General features: G+C 41.0%; 12 protein-coding genes. 1 reads left to right on the top strand and 11 read right to left on the bottom strand.

The features are described from left to right. Positions 1 to 71: 71 nt before the first annotated feature. The 3 genes from NKF87_RS06095 to NKF87_RS06085 are packed head-to-tail and all read right to left on the bottom strand — an operon-like array spanning position 72 to position 5,426. A complete protein-coding gene (locus NKF87_RS06095) occupies positions 72 to 851 on the bottom strand; it encodes a hypothetical protein (protein ID WP_055281229.1) in 780 nt (259 codons plus the stop codon). After that, positions 826 to 2,109, bottom strand: coding sequence for a DUF5716 family protein (locus NKF87_RS06090; protein WP_055281227.1), 1,284 nt, complete (start codon positions 2,107 to 2,109; stop codon positions 826 to 828). The genes NKF87_RS06095 and NKF87_RS06090 overlap by 26 nt, the downstream gene beginning before the upstream one ends. A gap of 20 nt (positions 2,110 to 2,129) precedes the next feature. Then, the gene (locus tag NKF87_RS06085; protein WP_253584229.1) at positions 2,130 to 5,426 is read right to left on the bottom strand and encodes a DUF5717 family protein; all 3,297 of its coding nucleotides are present in this window, start codon (positions 5,424 to 5,426) and stop codon (positions 2,130 to 2,132) included. Between the two features lie 128 nt (positions 5,427 to 5,554). On the opposite strand from NKF87_RS06085, the gene NKF87_RS06080 reads away from it, so the two are divergent. Then, positions 5,555 to 6,643, top strand: coding sequence for a pyridoxal phosphate-dependent aminotransferase (locus NKF87_RS06080; protein WP_253584227.1), 1,089 nt, complete (start codon positions 5,555 to 5,557; stop codon positions 6,641 to 6,643). A 127-nt stretch (positions 6,644 to 6,770) separates the two neighbouring features. On the opposite strand, the gene NKF87_RS06075 is transcribed toward NKF87_RS06080, so the two are convergent. The 8 genes from NKF87_RS06075 to NKF87_RS06040 form a co-directional block, all read right to left on the bottom strand. Further along, complete coding sequence (locus NKF87_RS06075) at positions 6,771 to 7,115, bottom strand: cupin domain-containing protein (protein WP_022416046.1); 345 nt, start codon at positions 7,113 to 7,115, stop codon at positions 6,771 to 6,773. An 84-nt stretch (positions 7,116 to 7,199) separates the two neighbouring features. Then, the gene (locus NKF87_RS06070) at positions 7,200 to 9,128 is read right to left on the bottom strand and encodes an ABC transporter permease (protein ID WP_253584225.1); all 1,929 of its coding nucleotides are present in this window, start codon (positions 9,126 to 9,128) and stop codon (positions 7,200 to 7,202) included. Next, complete coding sequence (locus NKF87_RS06065; protein ID WP_028086259.1) at positions 9,121 to 9,888, bottom strand: ABC transporter ATP-binding protein; 768 nt, start codon at positions 9,886 to 9,888, stop codon at positions 9,121 to 9,123. The genes NKF87_RS06070 and NKF87_RS06065 overlap by 8 nt, the downstream gene beginning before the upstream one ends. 142 nt (positions 9,889 to 10,030) lie before the next feature. After that, complete coding sequence (locus NKF87_RS06060; protein ID WP_253584223.1) at positions 10,031 to 11,047, bottom strand: sensor histidine kinase; 1,017 nt, start codon at positions 11,045 to 11,047, stop codon at positions 10,031 to 10,033. Further along, complete coding sequence (locus tag NKF87_RS06055; protein ID WP_118378668.1) at positions 11,044 to 11,718, bottom strand: response regulator transcription factor; 675 nt, start codon at positions 11,716 to 11,718, stop codon at positions 11,044 to 11,046. Before NKF87_RS06055 ends, NKF87_RS06060 begins: the two co-directional genes overlap by 4 nt. Positions 11,719 to 11,847: 129 nt before the next feature. Next, entirely contained in the window at positions 11,848 to 12,504 is a 657-nt protein-coding gene (locus NKF87_RS06050; RefSeq protein ID WP_117598055.1) for a cell wall hydrolase, read from the bottom strand. A 234-nt stretch (positions 12,505 to 12,738) separates the two neighbouring features. Then, entirely contained in the window at positions 12,739 to 13,974 is a 1,236-nt protein-coding gene (locus NKF87_RS06045) for an ABC transporter permease (RefSeq protein ID WP_118309847.1), read from the bottom strand. Next, entirely contained in the window at positions 13,971 to 14,855 is an 885-nt protein-coding gene (locus NKF87_RS06040) for an ABC transporter ATP-binding protein (RefSeq protein WP_117598057.1), read from the bottom strand. Before NKF87_RS06040 ends, NKF87_RS06045 begins: the two co-directional genes overlap by 4 nt. Positions 14,856 to 14,870 lie beyond the last annotated feature (15 nt).

Here is a 14,870-nt window from a genome sequence, read left to right as displayed (position 1 = left end):
ACAGCCGCTACGCTCTTTTACCAGTTTAGCAGTTGATTACTTTACCACACTAAAACCTTTTGGATATATTATCATATTCCACGGTGTTTGTCAATCCTGCGGTACTCCTTTTTCCATTCATTCAGCTTTTCTTCCGGAATATCCGCACCTATCTTTTTCTTTGTTTTTTCCATTTCATCACGCAAAATAGTGTCCAGACTCAGAAGGATTGGATTCCCCGACAGCATTTTTAAGTATTCATCATGCGGAAGAGCTTTATAACAGCTATAAAGATACGCCTTCAATATATCAGGCTGTTCACATATCTTATACGCTTCCTGATAAGCCTTTGCCGCTTCTTTATACAGGAACTGATGACCATATGCAGATCCCATGCTTGCATACACACGACCGTAAAACTTTTTATCTACCGATTCATCCCAGTCTTTGTTAAGGATGGACTGATATACTAGAATCGCTGATTCGTATTCTTTACTGTTTTGAAGCGTATCCGCCTTATATTTTTCTTTTTCTACGTCTCTCTGTGACTGCAGTTGTTCCAGAACACTCTGCATCTTATGAATTTCTGCCGCAGCATAGATATTAGATTCCTTCAGGATCGTAAGTACAAATTCTTCCATCGATCCATTCTCCCGAAGAAGCCTTCTTAATTCCTCTGCCAGCTTCGGCAGTTCCAGTTCATCCCCGACCCACCGGCACAATCGTTCATTGACGATCGTATAATCGATCAAATACAGATTATTACAGATGTAATAACACAATTCTTCTATCGTGTAAATCCGCATATGAACTCTGGATATTTCAAAAGGTCGTTTGGCCCGTTTTTTATGACAAAGAATTAAACTGCCCATTGATACCTCCTAAATGTAATTCCTTTTCTACAAGGAAATCTGATGCCGGATAAAATTCTCCGAAACCAACATCTTTAAAACGCAGCCTGCAGGTACGCTCATCCATAAACATGACTTCAATCTGAAGACGCAAAGAATAATCTGTTCGTTCCGGCAGTTCTTCCAGTGACACTGTCTCAACTTTAAGATCCTCTCCGTCAAGTGTCTCTATATGGATCTCAATATCCGATGTATCCTCCAAAATCACTTCCCACTGTCCGTCTGCCTCATACCAGTGTGTTCCCCATGCAACAATCGGATACCATCCTTCCTGTCCGCCAATTCTCATACGCAGGCAGATCTGTTCTGTCATCTTTGTTCCATCCAGATAAATCGGACCATCATCATACGGATCTGCATAGCGCATGGATGAATAACATGCACCCTTACTGTATAAGTTATTTCCAAGGAAAGCCCTCCGTCCGTTACACAGTACCTTCAGGGAATTCGGATACCAGTTATTCTCAAATCCCTCTCCTGTCAGATAAACAGACGATACCACTTTTTTATCAAATACATTCTGGATGAAAGACTTAAAACTCTCATCCGCATCTTTGGCTTTATCTACATTCAACACAGGATAGATTGCTTCCAGTTCTTTCATGTGCGCATTGGCGACTTCTTCTACTGTCACAAACATATCCCTGCTCTTGGTGCTTACTGTATTCAGGCGGCGCAGCATATATGCACGGATTTCCTGCGCATCACAATAAAACAATGCTGATTCATATTGCCACAATTCTTTCGGCTGATAAAACATATACTGACAGAAACTTTCCTTATAATCCTGTACAAATACACATTCTCCCGGAACACCGATATATTTTCCGATTCCCTTTAACATCTTCGACATATCAACATTCGTATACGGAACGGAAAACGTAATATAATCAATCTGTTCGAATTTCTTCAATGTCATGGAAATGAACTTTGCAAGAAGCCATACGCCATCATGGATTTTCCCGCCTACACGTACTTTTTTTCTTTTTACAGCTTTACGGAACAGATGAGTGACAATATCTCCCTCTCCCGCTTCTCTCAATCGTTTTGCTTCCTGTCCATATACCCATCGTTCTTTATAATAGCCAAGGATCAGAGGAATCTGATAATTATCAACTGCTGCTTCCATCGTTTCCGGTTCTTCTTTATTTTCATCATAATAACTGATCTGACAATTCTTTTCATTCAGATCATAGCCCAAAACACTTCCTTTTTGCATTATCGTCTCCTCCTTTCATTTTAATATATCTTAAATATCTGATCTGCCATCTGTTCTTCTTCTTCAAACTCAAGCATGGCTTTCGAACGTTCCGCATCCGAATCCATATCTGTCATTGCATTCAGCATCTGATATTTTCCGGCAAATACACGTTCTTTATCTGTTTTCAGCGTCTTTTTGTCTGTTGTGATCATTTCTCCGTTTCCGGATTCCTGGAAATAATAATTCACTGATTCGTCATTATAAAGGACAAATTGTTTTACATACAGGTTTTCATAGACCGGCATCATTGCCTCTGCTCGGTATCCCAGTTCTTCCCGGTCTTTTTGTTTCATCTTATAGTACAGTCTTACTTTTCCTCCTGGTTTACAGCGGTATGCTGCCATCACCTTATTATAGAGTTGTACTTCCCGCAGCCATTCCTCTTTATAATTCATGTAATATGGGAAGACTAGTTGTTTTTCGCACATTTCCCGTAGTACCTGATGAAGGACATCTTCCAGTTCACCTGTGTATTCTTTATCTGAATAATATTTCAGAAGTGCAATCTTACATACATCTGGCAGATCTTCTTTCTGATCACATTCATTTGCAATGATTTCAAATACACATTTTTCCAGGCTTCGTCCATATACGATATATTCCCTTGTAACGTAAGCAAGATATGCCTGTTTTAAGCGGAAATATACATTGTCCGACAGATAATAATCTTCAAAAATATGCTCTTCCTCATACAATGTCTCCGAAAAGACCATCTGTGTAATGATCCGTTCACTGACCTTATAAGACGGAACCCCATATTGTTTTAATACTTTCCAGAGTCGCTTCATATCTCCGATTGCGCCACAGTAATACTCCGCAAGATACGTAAGTGTCACCTTGTCATACTGTCCTCTCCGGAACATTTCAAAAGCAAGATAACTTAAGAAGTCATCCTCCGTATAATTTTCTTCCCTGATTCTTCTGCTGCAAACCAGGAAGACATCCTTATCCTCAAATGAATCTATCCCCTTTGCCTGGATCTTTTCATAATCCGGTTTTTCTTTCTCCGGCTCCTGATTCCAGAATCCTGTAGATGCTGCATATTTTCTGCACATATCTACAAAACGCGGCTCATAAAACAGTCTTTTCGTCTCATATGGAATGGAATCCGTATAATGTCTGCCCTCTACAGACTCCCATACAATTCTCGATTCCTTATCATACAGATAAATGATAGCTCCATTCTTCGTATCATACGGGATACGCTGACGTACCGAACCATCTTTTTCGATTACCAGCACACATTTCATCCCGCGTACCTTTGTCCTTACTTCATAAGAATAACAGATGTCTCGCATCGCCTCCATACGTTCTGCCGTCATCTCGTCTTCTCTGCAAAATCTTTTGTACAATGTACGCAGTGATTCTGTTATGTGGCGCTTTGCCAACTGTTCCCATGTAAATGCCACCATCTGTTCTCTGTAATTCAGATACAGATCTCCTGCCTGTTCCTCATGGATCACAAGACTTGCATACAGATACGCAGCCTTCTTATAATCGAGAGCATTTCCATGCATAAAATATAAAACCAGCGATTTCGGCAACGGTCCGTGCGCACTGTCTTCGTCGATTGTCATCATATAATATTCATAAAGCTGGGCAATCTTAAGATCTGAATCAACTGCCTTCTGATACCATGAAAAATACTTCTTTGCCGTTTTATTTCCTTTGATCAAAAGTGTACAGATCGTATTCAGTATCATCGGTTCTTCATACATCTTATAGATTCTTTCCAGGATTCTGAACAGATTGTCACTGTATTTTTTCTGCTGACTGGCAAAATTTGAAATATAAAGTGCCAGTTCTTTTGTCATCATGCGGTATTTGGTCGCAAAATTCAACACCTGAATCTCAAATGTGCCTAATTTCTTAAGAAGTGTCGGCTTTTCCTGATAGCACAGATATGCTTCCAAATAAAACATTACTGCATGGATTCCATACTCAAACTGCTGTTCCAGAACTTCCAGACGTTTATAAGGATTCTTATATCTGTTGTCAAGATTCAGGATCATATAGAGCAGCCACCAGGAATCCTGATGACGCATATATGTCTTTCCAACCTCATCCAGCACCCGTTCTTCATAGTTCACATCTCCGCGGATCTTTGCAGTCAGATACAGATAATAACAGTTTGTCAGCGGATCTTTTCCGATTGCGAACCGATTATAATTGTAATTCTCAAGAATCCATTTTGCTTCTTCCGTCTTGCCTCCGAGCAGATAGATATTACCAAGCATCAACTGATATACTTCATTCAGAGGATCCAGCTTACGCAGTGCTACCATCTTCTCGACCGCACTATCCACCCAGTGTTCCAGTGTTACTCTTCCTGCCACATATCCTACATATTCTTTGATAATCTGAGCCAGTAAAAGTTCCGGCATCCTGTGATCTTCGTCATACTCCTGATTCTGCAATACCTCAACTTCATAAGTGAGTGTCTCATATGGTGTCACGAACTTCAATGCTCCGTAATTCCGTCCGCCATGAAGTTTCTCTGCTCTTACCACATATTCAATCTCATGCGCATTTCCCACAAAATCTTCTGTGCTGATCTCAGGTCTGGACACCCGGATAAAATCACCGACTGTCTCAATATGGATTGGCATATATCCCCATGTATTTTTCATCAGAGTCAGTGTTCCCTTTGTCGACTCTGTCAGATCTTCGAATAGCATCCCCTCTCCCTGAAGCGTAAGGAAAATGCATTCTTTCTGTTTGATCCCTACCATGAATTCTTCCATGGCCTGTTCTCCGAGAGACCATTTGCGCATATTATCGTACAGATAGAATGTACGCTCATTCTCATATTTTAAAATTTCATAGAATTCTTTGGAACGGAAGAGCCTTCCCGCTTCTGAAAAATCCTTAATTGCAAGTTTGCGGAAATCATCGGTACTCTGTACTTTTCCATAGGTTGTCATCACATATGGTTTCTCAATGATTGCCGTAAAAGCCAGTTCAAACTCACCACCGGTACATACGACCGTGAACTTTCCTGCCTCTACATGTCCCGGACGAAGTCCCCGTCCGTCATACGTAAATTCCACTCTTGCCGGATTTCCCTCAAATCCCTGATCTTTAAAATGGACGCGGAAAGAAGACGAGTACACCAGTCCTCGTATCCTTCCCTCATTGTTTGCCCTCATTGTAAAACTTCCTCTGTATACTTCCCCTTCACCTATAATGAGTACCAGATTGGTCTCATCGAATATAACATCAGGTCGTATCAACTGAAAGTCGCCTTTTGAAAATTTTTGGATTTTATTTTTCAAGTCCTACACCTGCTTCTTTCGTTGCTTTTTTCTTAAAACATACTATAATAAATTATAGCATTGTTTGTCAACGAATGGCAATGCCGGAAAGAGAAAATATCAAAATTGTGTCGATAGGATGGAAAATTATGAAAAAAAAGCCAGAATTTCACGGAAGCGATTTGGAAAAGATCGCAGATTATTATCACCTTGATAGGGAAAAGATTGTTTTGTTCGGTGCCAATGTAAACCCGCTCGGATTATCCGCACAGGTAAAAAAAGATCTCGCAGAACATCTGGATATCATCAGCAGTTATCCAGACAGAGATTATACAGATCTGAAAAAAGCAATTGCTGCATATACCAATACCTCGCCGGAACATATTGTTGTCGGAAATGGTTCTACGGAGCTTATCTCACTTCTGATCAGCCAGCGCGCACCAAAAAGAGCGCTGCTTCTGGGACCGACCTATTCCGAATATGCAAGAGAGCTGAATCTGGTCGGCGGCACACTGGAATATTATAATCTGAAAGAAGAACAGGATTTCAGACTGGATATTTCCGATCTGACCGATACACTGAAAAGTGATATTGATCTTCTGATCATCTGTAATCCGAACAACCCGACCTCTTCAGCCATCAGTACCGCTGATATGAAAAAGCTGTTAACCGTATGCCGGTCACTTGGTATCTTCGTTATGATCGATGAGACTTATATCGAATTCGCACCGGAAGGCACTTCCCTCTCTGCAGTTTCTCTTGTACCGGAATTCGACAACTTCATGGTCATCCGCGGTGTATCCAAGTTCTTCGCCGCACCTGGACTTCGCTTTGGTTATGGTCTCACCAGTAATCAGGCATTTCTTCAGACGCTTCTTACCCACCAGAATCCGTGGAGCCTGAACAGTGTCGGAGCTTATGCCGGAGAACGGATGTTGAAAGATACCGATTATATTAAGAAGACCTGGACTCTCATTGATTCCGAGCGCACCCGAATGTGCAAAGAGCTTTCTGAACTGGATACTGTAAAGATTTATCCTGCTTATGCCAACTTTGTCCTTGTAAGGATTTTAAAAGAAGGACTCACTTCTTTCGATGTCTTTGAAAAAGCGATTCACCAGAATTTCATGATCCGGGACTGTTCTTCTTTCGAAAGCCTGAACGGAGAATATGTACGGTTCTGCATTATGAATCCAGAGGATAATGACCGGCTGCTGGATGTATTCCGTTCATTATAATCAATGCAGAGAACCTGCCACTGGCAGCTTCTTCCGAATGCATGGCAATACAAACACCTGTCTGCGGCCCGGTATCATTCCTGAAATGATCCCAGTTACAGACAGGTGTTTTTCATATTTTCCTATGTTATTTTTTTAAGATCAATGCCATAAAGGTAAGTTCTTCATCACCGGTGTTCTTAATTCCATGTGCATCTCCGTCTTTACACAGGAACAAATCGCCAGGATTTGCCGGCTGTTTTTCACCGTTATCGTCATAAGTTCCGTGTCCGGTCAGAATGAAGTAAGACTCCGTCTCACCATGATGATAATGGTATCCTACTTCACATCCCGGATCCAGATGAATCTTGGCATACATCTTACATGCTTCTCCAACTTCTTCCGAAGTAACCATTGCTTCTCTTACAATATAACCGTCTCCGCCATTTACATGTTCCACTTTTACCAGTTCTCTTTCGCCTTCTCTTGTCATTTTTAAGTTCCTCCTTGATTCGTAAAACATTCTAAAACAACAATACAACCTGAAAGATACAAAGTCAATGGTAAACCCTTAATCTTAATTCACGATCCGGTAATATTCTTTCGCAGTTATACTGTAAACGATGATATAGAATACCGCAAACACCGCTATCGTAATGATTGTGCATACCGCAAACAACGATACATTCGTAAGATTTAATACTCCCAGAATTTTTGTCATTACTTTAAAGGCTACTGCAACATGGATCACCGCTACAATCAGCGGGAGGAAGAATACGCTTAAGACCTGGCTTCGAATGGAACGCTTCACTTCTTTTTTACTCATGCCAACCTTCTGCATGATCTGGTAACGCTCCCTGTCATCATAACCTTCCGATATCTGTTTATAATAAATGATCAGTACCGTTGCCATAATAAACATACTTCCCAGATAGATTCCAATAAAGAACAGTCCGCCATACAATTCATAAAAAGAAGAACGGCTTAACATACGGCTTTCCATCATTCCGTCCGGGATCTTTTCATAAAATTCATTCTGTATCTGTTCCAGTGCCTCTTTTTGTTTTCCGTCATCTCCTTTCAGGTTGAATTTATCTGCATAAGAAAATGGCTCGATACGTTCAATCTGCTCTGCATTTGCAAATACAATATATAATGTCTTGTACATTTCTGCCGTACTCTTCGGCTGACTCGTCATCTCGGACAGTTCTTTTTTCACCTGATAGTTCCGTCCTGCAATGTTTATCTCTTTTTTCCCACATTTGCCGTTCGAGGTATAGGTCAGTATCTCCTGTTCCTCTAACGATACATTCCGTTTTTCTATCCGGTTATACTCATCCTGTGTCATCATCTCTACATAGTAGAAATGATTATCCGGATAATACTGATCCACATTTTCCAGTTTATCTCCCTTCAGAACCGCATTCATACTTCCATATCTGTACCAGACTCTGTCGGTTATTTTCACACCTGCTTTTTCACATTGCTCTTTCAGCAAACGTTCAATGATCTCTTCATGGTCCACATCTGCCTGTTTGCAGACAATTGAAACATCTCTCGGAAAACGTGAGTCCAGGATATCTTCCATTCCCGCATACAAAGATACCGTTGTGGATACCATAACCAGCACCATCGTACTTAACACACAGATGTTCGCAAGTCCCGCTCCGTTTTGTTTCATACGATAGATCATGCCTGATACACTGGTAAAATGCTTTGGATTATAATAATAAGCTTTATTTTTCCGGAGTATTTTCAATACCACAATGCTTCCGGCAATAAAAAGTGCATAAGTTCCAATAATCACACAGACCACTGCAACAAAGAATTTCAAAAGTGCTTCTAACGGTGCCTCTGTTGTAAGTGCAATCCAGTAACCATTGCCAAGTGCCGCCACACCGACGATCACAAGCAGCCATCTGCTCTTCGGCTCTTTCTCCCCCTGATTGCCTCCGTGCAGAAGTTCCACCGGATTCACCAGCTGTATCTGTAAAATGTTATATAAATACGTCAGAAGAAAAATTCCTGCAAATAATATGACAGTCTGTACAATTGCAGTCCCATTGACCGAAAACTGCATATCTACGCTATTGTGCAGAATCTTAAGGAGCAGCAGATACATCAGTTTCCCAAATATTATTCCAAACACCAGACCGCCAAGAATACTGATTCCAGCCGTCAGGATCGTCTCAACCGCCATCATTCGTGCAATATGCCGTTTTCCCATTCCCAGAATATTGTATACCCCGATCTCCTTCTTTCGTCGCTTGATCAGGAAACTATTTGTATAGAACAGAAAAATCACTGCAAATACAACAATCACACCCGTTGCATACTGCAGACATATCTTTAATGTATCCTGTGTAATACCTTTCCCTCTGCTCAGCGCATCAATAATATAGAACATCATGACAGTCAGAACACCGGTAAAGATATAAGGTACATAGGTCTTACGGTTATTCTTAAGATTGGTCACAGCAAGTTTTTCATAGATGAAATTATTCATCCTCCTCACCTCCTGTGGTAAGAATCTTCAGCGTATCTGAAATTCTTTCATACATTTCTTCGTTCGTAAGATTCCCCCTGTAAAGCTGATGGAATACTTTTCCGTCCTTGATAAAAAGCACCCTTTTCGCACTACTCGCCGCTTTCACACTATGTGTCACCATAACAATCGTCTGACCTTCCTGGTTAATCGTTGTAAAAAGATTCATCAGACTGTCTGCCGCTTTCGAATCCAGTGCTCCCGAAGGTTCATCGGCAAGAATCAGCTGTGGTTTCGTGATCAGCGCTCTTGCAATTGCAGCTCTTTGTTTCTGCCCACCGGACACCTCATATGGATATTTCTCCAGTAGTTTTTCAATTCCAAGTTTTTCTGCAATCGGTTTTAATCTCTTTTCCATCTCCGGATATTTCTTTCCGGATAATACCAGTGGCAGGAATATATTATCCTTTAATGAAAATGTATCTAACAAGTTAAAATCCTGAAATACAAAGCCGAGATTCTGACGTCTGAACGTTGCGATCTCTTTTTCTTTTAATTTTCCCAGATCCCTGTCTTTTAAATAAACCTTTCCTTCTGTCGGTTTATCAAGTGCCGCCAGAATATTCAGCAAAGTCGTCTTTCCCGATCCAGACTCTCCCATGATTGCAACATATTCCCCGCGTTCTACCGTAAAATTCACATCTCTTAAAGCCTCTACCTGATTGCTCCCAAAACGAGTCGTATATATCTTCTTCACATTTTTTACTTCCAGTAATGACATAAGTTTTTCTTCCTTTCTTTTTAAGATTTCTTCTTTACGGTATCTATTATAAAAAAAGAGGAAATATCCTGCCATCGAAGCATGTGACATTTCCCCTGTTTAATCTTACATTCCTGTAAGGTTTTCTCTTTTTGTCTGATCGTTATTCCGGATTCCATTCTTTCCTTGTCAATTCCAGATATACACGGGTTCCTTTTCCCACCTCTGAATCAATCCATATCTTATGTCCCATCTTATCCATGATCTTTTTGCAAAGATACAGTCCAATCCCGGTAGACTTCTTATCTGCTCTTCCATTATATCCGGTAAACCCTTTTTCAAATACTCTAGGAAGATCTTCTGCCTGAATACCGATTCCATTATCCTCGATCACCAGACACTCCCGTCCTCTTTTTTCTTCCAGACAGATTCTGATCTCGCCGCCATTCTTTGTGTATTTCAAAGCATTAGACAAAATCTGTTCTATCACAAACTCCAGCCATTTTTCATCTGTAAGAACTATTCGTTCCACCGGCCGGTAATCCAGACGGATCTTCTGAAAAATAAACATCTGAGAATATTTCCGGACAGATTGTTTCAGAATCTTATCTAAAGATACCTTCTCAAACTGCAGATCCCCTGACATATCTTCCATGCGGAGATACGTCAGCACCATCTCCACATACTGTTCCATTTTAAAAAGTTCCATCTTCATCTCTTTTAATTCCGGCAGTGCCGGGTTTTCATCTTCCACCGATTGCAGCAATATGTGCATCGCAGCGATAGGTGTCTTGATCTGATGCGCCCACATACCATAATAATCACTTAAGTCCTGGCCTTTGATTCTTGCCTCTGATTTCAACTCCAGAATCTTTTCATCAAAGATCCCCAGTAATTCCTGATAATCCAATTCCAGAAGATTCCTGCACTCTGGAAGTTCTTTTGTGCACTCCTGCGTGCTCTTCTTAAACCGTTCCAGCAGAAGATGCTTCTTCCGGAAGCGATGATATTCCGTTATTACATAAAGGAGCAGCCACAATATCACCAGCAGCAGTGCATATTTCAACGCATCCATCCTGATATTATAAAGAAATGCTACAACAATAAATATTCCGACCGTTCCGGCATAAAGGCTGATCTCTCTTGTTTTATCTTTTAAAAATGCTATTAAAAGTTTCATGCCTCCACCATATATCCTATTCCTTTTTTTGTGATGATCTTTCCACCAAGGCCAATCTGTTCCATTTTTTTACGAAGTCTTGCCACATTGACCGTCAGTGTATTGTCATCAATAAATTCATTGCTGTCCCAGAGTCTCGTCATAATACTTTCACGGCTTACGATCTTCCCCGTATTTTCCAGAAGCATCTGCAAGATCTTAAATTCGTTCTTCGTCAGTTCCTGTTTCTGATCCTGATACAAAACTGTTGCATCTGCCAGATTCAGGATCGCACCATTCCACTCCATGATATCTGCCGTTCCACGGAATTCATAGGTTCTTCTTAACACGGCCTGCACCTTTGCCGTCACCACATTCAGGTCAAATGGTTTCTCGATGAATTCATCGCCGCCCATATTCATTGCCATCACAATATTCATATTGTCATTCACAGATGACAGGAAGATAATCGGCACCTTTGATATCTTCCGGATCTCCTGACACCAGTGAAACCCATTAAAAAACGGAAGCACAATGTCCAATAACACAAGCTGCGGTTCAAATTCCAAGAATTTACCCATTACGTCTTTAAAATCTGTCATACACTCTGTCTGATAATTCCATTTCTCCAAATGGGTTTTCAGTCCACCTGCTATTGTCTCATCATCTTCCACGATTAAAATTTTATACAATTTTTTTATCTCCCCATACTTTATAAAAAGGACAAAAGTTTAAAACTTTTGCCCTTTTATCGTAATACAACCGTTATACAATTGTCAATTCCGGCTTTCTTAAGATTTCTTTGGAATTCTGTTTGAATCCTAATGGAAATAGTGCGCTCCGATCTTCATTCCGGAACCTCCCTGGTCAAAATAAAGGCAGCTTCCGATTGGATTTGATCCATTCAATGCATCTACAGCTGCCTGAAGAGCCGTCTGTGAATATCCCTTTGAACTTCTGACTCTGTTCAGCCATCCGGTTGTGGCCGGTCCGAACTGTCCGGACTGGTAGATGACTTCTTCGATGGAATTCGGATAGCTCCCACTCTTGACACGATTCATAATAACCGCACCTACAGCAACCTGCCCCTCATATGGCTGATTACCGGCTTCGCAATAGATGATGGATGCCATTAGTTCCTGATTCGCTCTTACGTACGCTTCTCTTGCTTCGCGTTCCGCCTGTTCCCTTGCTTCCTGCTCTGCCTTTTCTCTTGCAATACGTTCTTCCTCTTCTTTTTTTGCTATATTTTCTGCGATCACCTGCTGGCTTGCATCTGTCATCTCCTGTGCAGATGCAACGATACTCTGTGATATTGTCTGTACAGCGGTATGTGTATTCGCATCTTCCTTTTTTGTCTCTGTGATTGTTGTTACTTCCGGCCGTTCAGAGGCTGCCTGACTGGTAAAACCAGTTGCCATTACTGCACATGCCGAATACAGCACGAACATTGATTTCAGTCTCTTCGCTTTTAACATAATATAAATACCCTCCTGATTTTGTTGCAATGATTTACATTTCTTTTAATAAAGTATATTCACTTTTTGCAACTTTATTACAAATATTACAAATTTGTTACAAGCAACGATTGGTATCATATCATGTACATCGTGTTTTGTCAACTTTTTTATTTACTTATTTTTGAACACACAGATTACACAGTTCTTTTTTTCGTTTTTATTATTTATTTTTCTCTGTTATTTCACTGTTTCTTAAGCTTCCCTTTTACAATAACTCACCACCGTTATGACCAGAAATACCGGAATCCAGATTGCCGCCGCAATCGCAATAATATATGGTGTCCAGTAATATCCACTGCCAATCTGTACAAAGTTTCTGGCAAGCAATTCTCCCTCCAGACTGTTCATAAAGGCAAGTCCGCTGGTCGGGAAGATACACCTTAAAATCTCCAGAATATTCCGGCTGTTTGATATTGTAAAAATAACCATCGGTACAAATGCAGTTGCAAATGCACAGATCAGTGCCGACTGTACTGTCTTGCATTTTGCCGAAAAGAACAGTATACTCGCTCCAACTGCCACAAGTGAAAGCAGCCCACCCGCAACCATGACCTTATACATTTTTCCTACTGTAAATGCAGGAATATAGTACAGATATCCAAGCATCTGCAATGGATTTTTAAATACTTCCGCGCCATATAATATACGCATTATAATAGAAAAGACTGTCGTTCCGACCGCAAATACTGCGAAAATTAATGTAAATACCACAGCGATCTTTGTAATGGCAAGACGAAATCTTCCATGTTTCGTACAGCGCAGAATCTGATCCGATCCAGTCTGATACTCGGTCGCAAATACCGGTGTTATGATCACCATGAAGAAGATCATTACCAGGAACAGATAGATTTGATAATAGTCCAGCTGATCAGTTGTAAACTCCGAATAATAAGCAAGTGGTATCTGTATATGTTTCGTCATCTGATTGATTTTCTTCTGAACTTCCGGATTTTTATTCAGATTCTGAACATTTTCCCGGTATGCAGTATATACATTCTTCGCATCATCTTCACTGATCTCTGAATACTCCAATGTATACAGGTTCTTTCCATTTGGAATAATCGTCTGTTCCAGTACTGCAATGATATCCAGATGCGAATATACTTTTTTCACATATACGTCCAATGGAATATTCTGCCGCTCCAGAGACCCGTATTCTTTCAATACTTCTTTTATATCTGCGATTGTCTCACGGATCTTTGCTTCTGTCATCTCGCCATGCAGTGCTTTTTTGTCTGCTTTTTTTGCCTTTATCGCTTCGATTCCGGTGACCACCTGGATTGTTCCCGACTTGTCTGTCTTATAAGCCTGGATATAAGTTACCGGCAGATAGGACAGCACTGCCGAAAGTATCAGTGCCGCAATGATCAAAATACCGACACTTCTCGTCTTCAGCAGACGTTTTAATTCTAATACATACAGTCTCATCGTACTTCCTCCTTTCCCTGCTCCGGGAACATCCACAGATACAAATCTTCCATTCTTGCATCCGCCGGTTCCGATCCCGAAATGACCGGTCGCTCTGCCAGATAACGCAGTACCGTCTTGCCATCTTCACGGTTGTAAATGTTCACCACCGGAACTTTCGTCTCATAAGTCATTGCCTCTGCCATATCAAGAACTGCATTCCAGACTTTTCCTTCGACTTCTTTTACCAGTTCTTCTGTCTCTCCTACTGCTGCAATCTTCCCGTCTTTCATAATCGCATTGCAGGTGGCAATATATTCCACATCCGACACGATATGTGTGGAGATCAATACAATCCTGTTCCTTCCGAACTCCGATAACAGATTACGGAAACGCATTCTCTCTCCCGGATCCAAACCGCTGGTCGGCTCATCTAAGATGAGTACTTTCGGGTCATTCAACAATGCCTGTGCGATTCCCACACGGCGTTTCATTCCGCCGGATAATTTTACAATCTTCTTCTTTCTGACATCGGTAAGTGATACAATCTCCAGCAGTTCCTGTATCTTTTCCTTCGTCTCTTTTTTGCCGATTCCTTTTAATGCGGCCATATATTCCAGATAATCCTGTACCGAGAATCCTGGATAGAATCCGAATTCCTGCGGCAGATATCCGAAGATATCTCTGTATTTTTCTCCCAGTGTGTCGATCTCGATCCCGTCATAACGGATCTCACCGCCAGTCGGCTTCATGATCCCGGCGATCATCCGCATAAGCGTCGTCTTGCCTGCACCGTTAGCTCCAAGGAGTCCCCAGACTCCCGGTGTCAGTGTCAGGTTCGCATGATCAACAGCACATTTATCCTTATATTGTTTACTGACATCACATATTTCAAGTTTCATATTTTATTCCTTTCT

It is taken from the genome of Dorea longicatena (assembly GCF_024168045.1).
GTDB lineage: Bacteria > Bacillota > Clostridia > Lachnospirales > Lachnospiraceae > Dorea_A.
Note: the sequence above shows the minus strand (reverse complement) of the source record. Positions and strands in the feature narration are given on the sequence as shown.